The sequence below is a fragment of the Corallococcus sp. AB049A genome, from assembly GCF_003668885.1.
In the GTDB taxonomy this organism is placed as follows: domain Bacteria; phylum Myxococcota; class Myxococcia; order Myxococcales; family Myxococcaceae; genus Corallococcus; species Corallococcus interemptor.
This window is the reverse complement of the sequence record NZ_RAWL01000252.1, coordinates 1-12,732: the sequence shown is the minus strand read 5'-3', so window position 1 is coordinate 12,732 and position 12,732 is coordinate 1. Positions and strand designations below refer to the sequence as shown.

The window sequence follows — 12,732 nt, the reverse complement described above, 5'->3', positions numbered from 1 at the left end:
GCTACAAGCGGCCCCATGCGCCTGGGTGAACTGCTGGTGAAGGACGGCCTGGTGACGGCGGCCGGGGTGGAGGAGGCGCTGGAGTCGCAGGTGGTCCACGGCGGCCGGCTGGGGACGAACCTGGTGGAGCTGGGGCTGTTGTCGGAGCAGGACCTGGCGAAGGCGCTGGGGCGGCTGCACAACTGCGCCTATGCGTCCGGGGAGATGGTGCCCGACCCGAAGGCCGTGGCGCTGGTGAACCCCAACGAGGCGGACGACAAGGAGTTCCTGCCGATGCGGGCGGACGCGACGCGCTTGAGCGTCGCGGTGGTGAACCCGCATGACTTCCCGACGTTGGACGCCATCGCGTTCAAGACGGGCAAGCGCGTGGTGCCGGTGGTCATCCCCGAGTTCCGGATGAACCAGCTGCTGAGGCGGCACGCGAAGGCGTTCCGGCAGCTGCGCGCCATCGACATGAACGCGGTCCGGCCCAGGCCCGCGAAGGGCGCGGCCGCGGAGCTGGCGAAGGCGGCGGAGCGGCCGCCGGACCTGATGAGCGAGGAGGAGTTCCAGTCCGTCTACGCGCAGGCGCTGCGCGGCGGTTCGGAGGCGGAAGCGGACGTGCTGGAGGGGGAGGTCATCACCGGCGAGGAGGTGCTGGACGCGCCCATGGTGACGCCGCCCCAGGGAAGGCCCGCGGTGCCGGCGCAAGCGCGTCCCGCGGCGCCCGCGGCCCCACGCCTGGACATCCCCGCGCACATCCCGCCGGCGGTCCCGGCGCAAGGAGTGCCCGCGCAGGCGGCCCGTGGAACAGGAGCGCAAGGCGTGCCCGCGCACGTCGCGGGGCAGCCCGGAGCGCAGGGCGTGCCCGCGCACCTCACGGCTCAGCCGGGAGCGCAGGGTGTCCCCGTGCAGGCGCGGGGTGGGCCGGGAGTCGCTGGCGTGCCCGCGCAGGGGGCGGCCCAGGCGGGAGCAGGTGTGCCCGCGCACGTCGCGGCCCAGGCCGGAGCGACGGGCGCGATGCCTCCGGGCGCGGCCGCGAAGCCGGTGGCTCCTCCCCCAGCGCCTCCCCCGACGCCGCTCACGTTCCCGGAGGCCCAGGCGGAGCTGGCGCGCAGCTCGGACCGCGAGGACGTGGCCCGCACGGTGCTCCGCTTCGCGATGGGCAAGTGGCGCCGCTGCCTGCTGCTGTCCGTGCAGGGCAACCTCGTCACCGGCTGGCACGGCATGGGGCAGGGCGTGAGCAACGAAGGCGTCCGCCGCATCGGCGTGCCGCTGCGCGACCAGAGCACCTTCCGCCTCGTGCGCGACCTGCGCTCCCACTACGTCGGCCCGGTGAAGCGCGACGCCGCGATGGGCATGTTCTACCAGCTGCTCGGCGGCGGCTTCCCGGCGACGGCGGTCATCCTGCCGCTGCTCGTGCGCGGCAAGGTGGTGCACCTGCTCTACGTGGACAACGGCGCGGAGCAGTTCACCCCGCCCGATGTCGGCGAACTGCTCATCCTCTCCCAGGGCGTGGGCCGCTCGTACGAAGCGATGATGCGGCGTCGCAAGAGCGCTTGAGCGTCAGTCGTTGCCGGTGGACCGCTCCGGCGTGCGAACCAGCACGGGCATCGCATCCGGACGGTCCCACAGGACGAAGTGGCTGCACCCATCCAGCTCCACCACGTTGAGCCCCGGCTTCGCGCGCCCGGCGCTCTCCCGCATGGAGGCCGACTCCAGCACCCGGTCCTTCCCGGGCACGAGCACCGTGCCACGCCGCACGTTGCCGAACAGGGACGCATCGCGCGTCTGGCTCCAGGCATCGATGTCCCGCAGGTTCGCCATCATCGTCGCCACCCGCTTCGGGTTGAACGGGAAGGCCATGATGAGCTCGCGCTTGCGGGCATTCTCCAGCGGCCCCCAGGCCCCCCGGTTGTGCCGGGCGATGGGCGCGAGCCGCCACAGGGGAATCAGGAACGGCAGCAGCCAGAGCTGAGACGGCGTGAGGCTCCGGTAGGCGCGGCCCTGCGGGAGCACGGGCGCTTCCAGCACCACCTCCACGCGCTCGAACAGGTCCGGCCGCAGCTTCGCGGCCTCCAGCACGACAGCGCCTCCCCGTGAGTGTCCATGGACGCGAATCACATCCGTCCGGGGCAGGTGCTCCAGCGCCTGCACCAGCACCGCGGCGTCATGGGCGATGGTGCCCTCCGGGTCGGCCGGCACCTTCGCCCAGGGGGCGGACTGCTCGCGCGGATCCGTGATGGGCAGGTGGTAGTCGCAGCTCGTCAGCAGGATGAGCTGGAGGTCGGGCTCGCGGTAGTGGTGCGTGAAGTAGCGCATGTCGGCCACGAAGCCGTGCATGACGATGACCGTGGCGCGGGGCTGCTGCTCACAGCGCCGCTCCGCGATGACGGCCTTGCCCACCCGGTAGACGTGTCCGTCGAAGGGCTCGCTCGCGCGGGGCAAGCCCTCCCGGTGCATCAACCACCAGCGCGCGGCGGGCACGAGTGCGGCGGCGCCAGCGAGGACTCCAAGAGCCACGAACATGCGTTCACCCAAGGGGAAGGGCCCCCATCATAATGTAGGTCCCAGACGTCCCACGTCCCGTGACCTCGCGGTGGCTCCGGCGCCACGTCGCGATGATGGCAGGCGCGCAACGCCAAGGGTTTCAAAACTTGGGCGACGGGTCCCGACGCGCTTCAGGCACCCGACGCATTCACTGACTGGCGGGGCGATGGTCAGAGCCGTCTGTCTTCATTGATCATTTCCGCAATAAATCATGATTGAAATATCCCGTTCCCTTGGACTGGCGCTCGCCTTGGCATTGCTGGCGGGCTGCGCTGACTCTTCCTCCGACGCGGGCTCGGCCCGGTTCGCTGTCTCCGCACGTCAGGCCGTCGCCTCCAACGTCTCCCGCGTCACCGTCACCTCCAGCGGCCCGGGCATCCCTTCGGTCACCATCGTTCTCGCGCCCACCAACGGGGTGTGGGGCGGCGTCATCGGCAACATCCCCGCCGGCCCGAATCGCTCCTTCCTGGCTCGGGCCTTCGATGCCTCGGGCGCGCTGCGCTTCGAAGGCTCCGCCACCGGCATCACCATCTCCGCGGACCAGACGACCCTGGTCGCCATCACCCTCCAGGAGACCCACCCGCCACCGCCCTTCGACAACGAGGCCCCGCTCATCGACTCCCTGGTGGCCTCCTCCACCACCGTGCCCGCTGGTGGCTCCCTCACCCTGGTGGCCACCGCGCATGATCCCAACCCGGGTGACACGCTCTCGTATGCCTGGAGTGCCACCGCGGGCGCCTTCTCCTCGCCCTCGGCTGCCTCCACCTCGTGGACCGCGCCGCAGTCCACCGGCATTCAAACCCTGACCTTCACCGTGACGGACTCCCGGGGCCTGTCCTCCAGCATCGTCCTGGACGTCAATGTCAGCCAGGACGGAAACGAAGGGGAGGCGCGACTGTCCATCTCCTTCAACAGCTCACCCCGGGTGGCCTCTGTCATTGCGAATCCCACGCAACTGGGGGTGGGGCAGCCGACCGCTGTCTCCGTCTGTGCTTCCGACCCGGATGGCGACAGCCTCTCCTATTCCTGGAGCGCCACCTGCGCTGGCGTCTGGAGCAATGCCTCTTCCCCCTCCACCCGGTTCACCCCGACGCTCCTGCCCGCCGGCTCCTGCAACAACTGCCGCCTGACGGTCGCTGTTTCAGATGGGCGCGGTGGACTGACGACGGGCACCGTCGCCCTGTGCGTCCGCGACACGCCCCCCGACCATCACTTCCCGCCCGTCATCATCCGCTCCTATCGCTCCTCGGACACGGCGACGCCAGGCCAGGTGCTCACCTACGAGGTGGTGGCCAGCGACCCGCAGGGCTCCGCGCTCACGTTCTCCTGGCAGGCGACGACCGGCGTGCTGGGCACCCCGGCAAGCGATGCCTCCCGCAGCCGCATCACCTGGACGGCCCCTGCCTGTGTCAGTCCCGGCACGCCTCCAACCATCACCGCCACCGTCACCAACGCCTTCAACCTGACGGACACCCGGATTTTCGAAGTGACGGGGCTGCCCACCTGCACCGCCTCGGGCATCTGGGTCCCTACCGGCTCCCCGGCCCAGTCTCGCTTTGCCCACACGGCGACGCTGCTGCCCAACGGAACAGTCCTCATCGCGGGGGGCTCCAGCATGGATGAGATCGTCGCGACGGCAGAGGTGTATGACCCGGTCTCGGGCACCTGGAGCCCTACCGGCTCCCTGGCCCAACCTCGCTGGGGCCACACGGCGACGCTCCTTCCCAACGGCAAGGTGCTCGTCGTGGGGGGACGTGACGCCAACAACGGTCTGGTCGCGACGGCCGAACTGTACGACCCGGCCTCGGGCACCTGGAGCCTCGCCGGCACGCCGCTCGCGCCTGGCGCCAACTCGGCGACGCTGCTGCTCGACGGCAGGGTGCTCGCCGCGGGAGGACTGACGGCACAGCTGTACGACCCGGCTTCGGACACCTGGAGCCCCGCCGGTACTCCTCTCTACGCTGTCTTTGACTCACACACGCTGCTGCTCAACGGCCAGGTCTTCTTCGCGCGGAGAAACGCGTCGCAACGGTATGACCCGGTCTCGGACACCTGGATCCCCGCCAGCTCGCCGCTCGCATTTCCCGGCGGCCCCCCGGTGACGCTCCTGCCCGGCGGCAAGGTACTCGCCGCTGGAGGATACGATGTCGAAGTCGATCTGACCTTGCCGACCGCGGAGCTGTACGACCCGGCCTCGGACACCTGGACTTTGACTGCCCCCATGGGGAATCGCGTCTCCTATACGGCGACGCTGCTGCTCACCGGCAAGGTGCTCGTCGCCGGGGGCCTGAGCGAGATACTCGACCCGACAGTCTTCGCACTCGCGACGGCACAGCTGTACGACGCGGTCTCGGGCACCTGGAGCCCTACCGGCTCCCTGGCCCAGCCTCGCTATGGCCACACGGCGACGCTGCTGCTCAACGGCACGGTCCTCGTCGTGGGAGGATCGGCACCGACGGCGGAGCTGTACCTCCCCTGAGCGGATGCTCCGCGCCCTAATAGACGCGGCTGAGACTCTGGATCTGCGTCTCAATCCACGGGATGTAGTGGGAGCCCCGCGTGTAGATGCCGGGCAGTCCTGGCCGCGCGCAGCCCACGCCGAAGCTCACGATGCCCTGGAGCACGTAGCCCTGAGCGCCCTTGACGACGAGCGGCCCGCCGCTGTCGCCCTGGCACGCGTCCTTGCCCCCCTGCGCGTACCCCGCGCCGAACATGGCGTCTTCGTCGATGGTGATGCCTTCGGCCCTGTAGCTGTCGGCGACGTCCTGATGCTTGAGGATGGGGACTCCGACCTGCATCAGGATGCTGGACGTGTCGTAGCCACCCTCCCGGGTCAGGCCCCAGCCCGCGACCGTCGCCATCGTGTTTTCAGCGACGCGCTCCCCGGAGTCGGGGAGGCAGACCGGGCCGCGAATGAGGCCCATCTGGCCGCACTTTCCGCTGCCAAACGCGACGAGCCCGGTGCCGGAGCCGAACTTGATGGGCACTTCGAGCTGGACGACGGCGATGTCATTCATCGTCGTGTCCGGATTGTACTGGGGATGGTAGACGGCCCTCGCCACCCGGACGGTCTGTTGCCCGGACGTGGGACGATTCAGGTCATGCGCTCCAGCAGTCACCGTGGCGCCGAGGTAACCGTCATAGACGCAGTGGGCCGCGGTGATGACGATGTCCGTCTCCTCCTTGGGGCCCACGCGCACCAGGCTGCCCCCGCAGTAATGGCTGCCGCCACTTTGCAGGCTGACGATCCAGGGCATGGAATTCGGCCGGGCCTCGGTGCCTCCCACGATCTCCTGGCCCGTGTGACCCACGGGCTCGAACGGCTCCTGCCCGGCCGTTGAACCACCGCACCCGAGAAGCCCGACCGCGACGACGACTCCGCTCATGAAGCGCATGCACTTTCCTGACTCAAGTGCGGAGCAATATAGCAATCGACATGCCGCGCTCACGCGCCCGGGCGGACGTGTGACGGCACGCCGTCTTCGTCGCCCGTGACATGTCAGCGCAGGGGGATGACGCGTCAATCGTCTCGGTCGGCGCGTCGGAGCTGGCGAACCACGAAGACGCGGCGAGCGAAGCCTGACTCACCGGGCCTTCCGTCCGCATCCAGCGCGGACACGCGCCAGACGAACATTCCGGGCTCGGGTGGCGGGAACATGAACTCCGCGCCCTCCACCCGGTGGCCTCCAGGCCCCGCGCGACATCCAGCGAATTGCCGGCCGCGAGCGTGCGGTGGTGGCCCACGTGCGGAGCGCTCGCGCCGACGTTGAGCCCCCCACGCCCGTCGTCCTCATCGCACCCTCCAGCCCGAAGACGCCTGGCGCAGCTCCTCCTCCAGGAACCTCAGCCGGACGCGGACCGCGCGTCGCTCCGGTGCCGCCTCCAGCGCGGCGCGCAGGTGCGCCATCGCTTCCGTCATGTCCCCTCGCTGCGTCGCCTCCTCCGCCAGCCGCTCGAACGCATCGGCCAACGCCGCCAGCCGCGAGCGCACGCGCGGATCCTCGGGCCTCAGCACCCGCGCGGCCTGCAATTGCGCCAGCGCCGTGTCCTCGCCCGCGCCCGACAGCTTCGCCATCGAGATCAACCGGTCCGCGCGCGACAGATGCCCGGCCAACGCCGCCTCCCTCGCGTGCAGCGGACACATCCACGACGCACCCGTAACCCAGAGGAAGGTGATCGCCAGCGCGCTCCACCGCAGCGTCCGTCCGTGCCGCGAGGCCAGGAGCTGCGCACGCACCGGAATGCGCTGCGCCACGGCGGTGCGCCACCGGCGATAGCGCGGGAACGCATGGGGCCGGTCCTTGCCCCGCGCCATCCCCATCAGCGCTTCCGTCTCGTGCCGGGTCCGCTCCAGCGCTTCGCCGAACAGCGCGTGCATCGTCTGCACCAGGTCGAACGGGGGCAGGGTGCTCCGCACGCGCTCCAGCGCCTGCCGCAGCACCTTCGCGCTGGGCGCCCGGGCGGATGGCTCCGGCGCGGTGGCCCACCGCACCAGCCGCTCCAGCTCCGGCGTCACCTGGGGATGGAAGTGGGACGGCTTCAAGGGCCCGGTGGCCTCCGAGGCCCGGCGCAGCGTCAGCAACTCATAGAGCACCCGCCCCAGGCCGTGGATGTCCCACGCGGGCTCCGGGTGCCCTCCGGCGGCCTGCTCCGGCGCCATGTACGCGCGCTTGCCCACGACCAGCCCATCATTCCCGCTGGCGATGCTCGCGGACGCGACCCCCATGTCCACCAGCTTCACCTCGCCGTGCAGCCCGATGATCACGTTGCCCGGGCTCACGTCGCGGTGCACCAGGTGCAGCGGACGCCCATCCAGGTCGCGCTGTTCGTGTAGGTACTCCAGCGCCTTGCCCAGCTCGATGGCGATGGTCACCGCGAGCGCCACCGGCGGCGGCCGGCCGCTCCGCCGCAGCGCCTGCACCAGGTCCGAGGCGTTGCGGCCGTGCACGTACTCCATGGCCATGAAGGGGCGCCCCACCGCGCTGCCCACGTCGAACACCTGGATGACGTTGGGGTGCTGCAGCGTGGCGCTCAGCCGCGCCTCGGTGAGGAACAGCTCCGACAGGCGCGGGTGCCGCGCGTACTCCTGGAACACCAGCTTGAGCGCCACCAGCTTGTCCACGCCCTCCGCCATCGTGTGCCGCGCGAGCAGCACCTCCGCCATGCCACCCGCGCCCAGCCGCTGGAGCAGCTGATACGGCCCGAACGCGTCGAACGGCCGCAGCCCGCCCTGCCACGCCTCCAGGTGCGAAGCGTCACCCGGCGCGGAGGCCTCCTCCACCATGGAGCGCGGCTGGATGCCCACCGGCGTCGGCTCCTCGCGCCACGCGTCCTCGCTCCCACCGGGCGCGCTCGCGACGGCCACTTCCACCGGCTCGGGCGCGGGAGGTTCGCGAGGGCTCAGGGGCAGGGGAAGGCTGTCCGCGTCCAGCGCGACGAACTTCACGAAGTAGCCGCGCGCCCAGCCAGACACGCCGTGCGCCATCACCCGCGCACGGCCGGAGACAACGGGCCCATCTCCCTGGAAGGCCACCTGGAGCGCGAACTCCGTCCCGATGGGCCGTGGCAGGTCCTCGGGGACGAACAGGCCGTGCTCCGTCATGCTCTTCCACAGCCGCGCGCGCGACTCCGGCGCATCCGCGAACGGCAACCGGAACAGCTGGCCCTTCCTCTCTGGCTGCGTCACGCCGGTCCTCCCCCTTTGGGTCTGGCGGTGCGCTTCGCGTCACGGCGAAGCGGTCAACGTCACCTCGATGGGCTCCGGCCGGTCGCCCACCCGCACCTCGGCCCGCCACGTGTCGTGGCCCTCCAGCTGGACGCTCACCTGATGCACCCCGGGCGCCAGCGGCAGCAGCGCCCCCAGCTGCCGCGCGATCCCCATCGCACGGCCATCCACGTAGACGTGGGCCTGGTCCGGCATCACGGCCAGGCGCAGCCCCGTCAGCACCGCGCGCTCCACCCGCGCCGCGGCCGGCGCAGGCCGGGAGTCCTCTCCCCAGGGGTCCTCCAAAGCGTCGGCATCCCGCGAGGCCGGGACGGGCGCGCCCGCACATGCGCAGGCGCCAGCCATGAGGAGCGCAATAATCAGACGTCTGGCATTCGAGGGCATGACAGGGATTGGAGCGCCTGCGCGGGGGCCTCCGTCAAGGCACCGGCCCTTCTGTCGCAAGCGTTGTTGCCACGCGTACAGATCGGCGGAAGCAGCGCTCCGGGCGGTGCCTTCCGGACCCACCGTGCGTGCGTGCGGGGTGACCTGGGAGGTGGATGGGTTTGAGAGGCATTGCCCCCGGGGCCGGGTCCGAGGGGATCCACGCATGTCAGACGCCACCCGTAACCTGCTTCACGTTCCAGCCTGAGTCCCAACCCATGACGACCCGACATCCCATGCCCGCCACCGCGACACGGACACCGGCCCCGTCCCTGCCTCCCAGACCCTTCGCCTCCGCGCGTGATGGACTCGTGCGCAGACCGCCCCAGCGCTTCGCGGACATCCGGCCCCTGAGGTTGGAGGACTTCGTGTCCGGCTCGCCGCGTCAGCGGGAGTCCTTCGCGCAGCGGCTCATCACCCACCTGTCCGAGCGCGGCTTCGTCTACCTGGAGCGTCCCACGGCCTTCCTGGAGCGCCACGCCCTGGCGGGGCTGTTCGAGCGCTACGAGGCGACCTTCCAGCACGCGCTCCTGGCGCATCCGTACCTGCGCTCGCTGCTGCCCGCCGCCTCGGTGTTCGAGACGGGCTACAACGCCACCTGGTTCCCGGAGTCACCGGTGGTGCGCCAACCCATCGAGGCCTTCATGGCGAAGCCGGCGACGTGGACGGGCTTCCGCCGCCGCGTGGTGCCGGAGCCGGTGCGGGAGCTGTTGGAGGCCTCGGAGGACGCGTACGACGCCTGCCACGCCGTGGGCATCGCGCTCTTGGAGGCGATGGAGCTGGGCTACGGCCTGCGCCCCGGCGGGCTCACGCGGCTGTTCCGCCGCCGCACGGAAGGGGCGGTGCGGTTCGTGAAGTACCACGCGCCCAGCACGGCGCGGCGCAGGCGGGAGGTGGTGGCGCACGCGTCGGAGCCGCACTCGGACAAGAGCTTCTTCACCTTCAACCTGGGGGAGTCCCGGCCGGGGCTGGTGTGGCTGGACGGGAACACGCCGCGCCTGATGCCCAACGACGCCGGGCACTGGCTCATCACCTCCGGCCGGTTCTCCGAAGGGCTGACGCGGGAGCTGGACGCGCCGGTGCGGGCGTTCCGGCACACGGTGCACAACGACGGCGAGCGCGTGGTCATCCTGGGCTTCGTGACGCCCGAGGGCGACCTGCACGACCTGCCGCTGGACGCGTGGCCCGCGCCGCCGCTCGCGGGAGGCGCCCGTGGCTGAGCGCGCGCGCGACGTGGGGGACGACGGTCCGGAGCACGTCTTCTTCTCCCCGCATCCGGACGACGTGGCGCTGGGGGCGTACGCGAGCCTGCTGGGCGTGCCCCGGGGCATCGTGCCCACGCTCGTCACCGTCTTCTCCCAGAGCTGCTGGGAGTTCGTGCTGCCGGTGGACCCGTCGCGGGCCATGGCGGTGACGTCGCGCAGGATGGGCGAGGACCGGAGGTTCGCGCGGGCGCACGGCGCGGACCTGGTGCACCTGGGCTTCCGCGACACCAGCCTGCGCTCGCCGCCCGGGGGGCTACCCGAGACCGAGGAGGCCCACGCGGCCCTGGCCTCGCGCGTGCGGCTGGCCCTGGGCGAGGTGCTGGCGAGCGTGTCCCCGGACGCCATCTGCTACGTGCCGCTGGGCATCTCCAGCCACGTGGACCACCTGCTGGTGCGCGACGCGGTGCGGGCCCTGCGCGACGGGCACAACGTCGTCTACTACGAGGACCTGCCGTACTCCGCGCACCACCCGGAGGACGAGATCGTCGACTACGCGTGGGCGCTCGGGCTGTCGCCCCGGTGTCTGGACATGACGTCGCTGTGGTCCGCGAAGCTGCGCGGCCTGTCCTTCTACCAGAGCCAGCTGGAGCCCCAGACGCTGCCCGCGGTGGAGGCGCACGCGCGGCGGCTGGGCGCGGGCCGGGGCCTCTGCGAGCGCGTCTGGACGGTGGCGTCATGAGCGCGCGGGAACCCTGGGCTGAAGGCGGCATGCTGGTGCACCTGTCCTACGAGGCCACGCGCACGCTGGGCGGCATGGGCGTGGTGCTGGAGCACCTGCTGTCCGCGCCCGAATACCGGCAGGCGTTCCCGCGCACGCTGCTGGTGAGCCCCACGGTGCGGCCCTGCGGCCTGGGGAGCTACGCGCCGGAGGAGTCGCTGGCGCGCGACCTGGAGGCGAACGGAGAGGTGTTCTACAGCGGCCTGCGCCGGGACAACCCGGAGCGGTGGACGCGCGTCTTCCAGCCGGTGGAGCAGGAGCACGACGTGTCGTTCGTCTACGGGCGGCGCGACGCGCCGGGCGGTCCGGTGGAGGTGCTGCTCGTGGACCTCACGGACGTGCTCCGGGGCTACCGGGTGCGCCTGGGCACGCTGCCGAGCTTCCTCGCGCGGCTGCACACGCTGTTGGGCGTGGACCTCCCGTTCGACTGCCGGGGCCCGCGTCCGGCGGCGTGGCGGGGGCTGTCGAAGGTGTGGCGCCAGCGCTTCGGCACGCGGCTGGGCGCGGCGCCGTGGGTCAACCGCCTGTTCCGCAAGGCCGTGCGGCACGGCCTGCTGGACGCGCCCGCGCTGGACCACGACGCGATGCTGGCCATCGTGCTCGCGGAGCCCGTCTTCGACGCGCTGGAGCGGCTGCGCCCGAAGGACGAGGGGGCGGGGACGGTCATCCTGGCGCAGGAGCACCTGTCGCTGCCGCTCGCGTACAAGGCGCTGCTCGACGGTCGTGGCTGGTGCCGCACCGTGTACTACGCGGGCGAGGTGCGCACGCCCCGGGTGCTCGTGGAGTACGGCGAGGCAGGGCAGGGCGCGTCCGACGCGCGCTTCTACAACATCCAGCGCCTGGGGCTGGAGCAGGGCCGGACGCTGGATGAGGTCTACCCCGTGAGCGCCTGGCCCAACTTTCAGATCCTGCGCAACGGCCACCTGTGCGACCGCGTGGGCGCGGTGAGCGCGTCCGTGGCGGACGAGCTGCGCTTCCTGGACGCGCGCTACGCGCTCCAGCCGGTGACGGTGGTGCCCCACGGGCACCGGCCCATCGAGACGGGCTGGGATGCGAAGGAGGCCGCGCGGGCGAAGGTGCTGGCCCATGCGCGCAAGGCGTGGGGGAAGGACTTCCGCCTGCTGCTCACGCACATCGCGCGGGACGAGGTCTGCAAGGGGCTCTGGCGCGACGTGGACGTCTGCGAGCACCTGGCCACGCTGCTGCCCCCGGAGCGCAAGCCCGCGCTGCTGGTGATGGTGACGGAGTGGAACGAGGCGGAGCCGTCCGGCAACCTGCGCGCCTTGAAGACGCGCGTGGACGCGTTCAACGCGAAGGACACGGGCCTGCACATCGCGCTGGTGAACCAGCCCACGTGGCCCGCGGGCCTGGACTTCACGCGGGACGACCTGCACCGCGCCACGGACGTGTCCCTGGGGCAGTCGCTGTATGAGTCCTATGGCCTGGCGCAGCTGGAGGCCCTGGGCTGCGGCGCCATCTGCGTCATCTCCGGCGTCAGCGGCGCCCGGCGGGCCCTGAAGGCGGTGTGCGAGCGGCAGGGGCTGTCGGAGGCCGCGCATCCGAACCTCGTGGTGTCGGACCCGGTGGCGGACGCGCGGGCCGAGGGCCTGGCGCACTCGGTGGAGGGCTGGAAGGCGCTGCCCGCGAGCGTGCTGCGCGAAGCGGAGCTGCGCACCGCGGAGCGTGTGGCGGCGGAGGTGGTGCGGCGGCTGCCTCGCGACGCGCACGAGGGCCGCCTGCTGCTGGCGACGGGCTGGGCGCTGTCGGAGCGGCTGGGCTGGGAGCCGCTCATCCGCGAGCAGCTGCTGCCGCTGCTGCGCTTCCCGAAGCAAGAGGCGCAGGACGTGTCCGGCTGGAGCGCGGCACACGGCTGAAACACCGGTCGCAATCCCTTTCAAAGTGGAGTGCATTCCATGGCTGAGATTGAGAAGGCCCCGGCGCTCATCGTCGTGGCCCACCCGGAGGACGTGGTGCGCCTGTTCAGCACGGTGGCGCCGGGCGCGGCCGTCGCGGTGGTGACGGAGGACGGGGGCGCGGGCCGGGAGCTGGAGGCGGTGGGCCGGGCCCTGGGC

9 protein-coding genes are annotated in these 12,732 nt (G+C 71.5%); 5 read left to right on the top strand and 4 right to left on the bottom strand.

Features of this window, described 5'->3' with window-relative positions:
- The first annotated feature begins 15 nt into the window (after positions 1 to 15).
- On the top strand, positions 16 to 1,542 hold the full coding sequence (locus D7X55_RS24750) for a general secretion pathway protein GspE (RefSeq protein ID WP_121724372.1): 1,527 nt from the start codon (positions 16 to 18) through the stop codon (positions 1,540 to 1,542).
- 3 nt (positions 1,543 to 1,545) lie between these two features.
- Here the strand turns inward: D7X55_RS24750 and D7X55_RS24745 are convergent, their stop codons facing one another.
- Positions 1,546 to 2,508, bottom strand: coding sequence for an alpha/beta fold hydrolase (locus tag D7X55_RS24745; RefSeq protein WP_120546605.1), 963 nt, complete (start codon positions 2,506 to 2,508; stop codon positions 1,546 to 1,548).
- A 271-nt stretch (positions 2,509 to 2,779) separates the two neighbouring features.
- Here D7X55_RS24745 and D7X55_RS24740 point away from each other — a divergent pair, with 271 nt between their 5' ends.
- Positions 2,780 to 5,008 (top strand): kelch motif-containing protein, encoded by a 2,229-nt coding sequence (locus D7X55_RS24740; RefSeq protein WP_233610040.1) that lies wholly within the window; start codon positions 2,780 to 2,782, stop codon positions 5,006 to 5,008.
- 16 nt (positions 5,009 to 5,024) lie between these two features.
- On the opposite strand, the gene D7X55_RS24735 is transcribed toward D7X55_RS24740, so the two are convergent.
- The 3 genes from D7X55_RS24735 to D7X55_RS43510 form a co-directional block, all read right to left on the bottom strand.
- On the bottom strand, positions 5,025 to 5,924 hold the full coding sequence (locus D7X55_RS24735; RefSeq protein ID WP_121724370.1) for a serine protease: 900 nt from the start codon (positions 5,922 to 5,924) through the stop codon (positions 5,025 to 5,027).
- Between the two features lie 395 nt (positions 5,925 to 6,319).
- Positions 6,320 to 8,215, bottom strand: a complete 1,896-nt coding sequence (locus D7X55_RS24730; RefSeq protein WP_121724369.1) for a serine/threonine-protein kinase — start codon at positions 8,213 to 8,215, stop codon at positions 6,320 to 6,322.
- Positions 8,216 to 8,254: 39 nt separating this feature from the next.
- The gene (locus tag D7X55_RS43510) at positions 8,255 to 8,539 is read right to left on the bottom strand and encodes a PEGA domain-containing protein (RefSeq protein WP_158626419.1); all 285 of its coding nucleotides are present in this window, start codon (positions 8,537 to 8,539) and stop codon (positions 8,255 to 8,257) included.
- 449 nt (positions 8,540 to 8,988) lie between these two features.
- Between D7X55_RS43510 and D7X55_RS24720 the strand changes: the two genes are divergently transcribed.
- Genes D7X55_RS24720 through D7X55_RS24710 form a run of 3 tightly spaced genes read left to right on the top strand, consistent with a single transcriptional unit; the run spans position 8,989 to position 12,534 of the window.
- Complete coding sequence (locus tag D7X55_RS24720; protein ID WP_121724367.1) at positions 8,989 to 9,897, top strand: hypothetical protein; 909 nt, start codon at positions 8,989 to 8,991, stop codon at positions 9,895 to 9,897.
- Positions 9,890 to 10,621, top strand: a complete 732-nt coding sequence (locus tag D7X55_RS24715) for a PIG-L deacetylase family protein (protein WP_121724366.1) — start codon at positions 9,890 to 9,892, stop codon at positions 10,619 to 10,621. Before D7X55_RS24720 ends, D7X55_RS24715 begins: the two co-directional genes overlap by 8 nt.
- Positions 10,618 to 12,534: a glycosyltransferase gene (locus D7X55_RS24710; RefSeq protein ID WP_147470198.1), complete on the top strand. Its 1,917-nt coding sequence runs from the start codon at positions 10,618 to 10,620 to the stop codon at positions 12,532 to 12,534. Before D7X55_RS24715 ends, D7X55_RS24710 begins: the two co-directional genes overlap by 4 nt.
- Positions 12,535 to 12,732 lie beyond the last annotated feature (198 nt).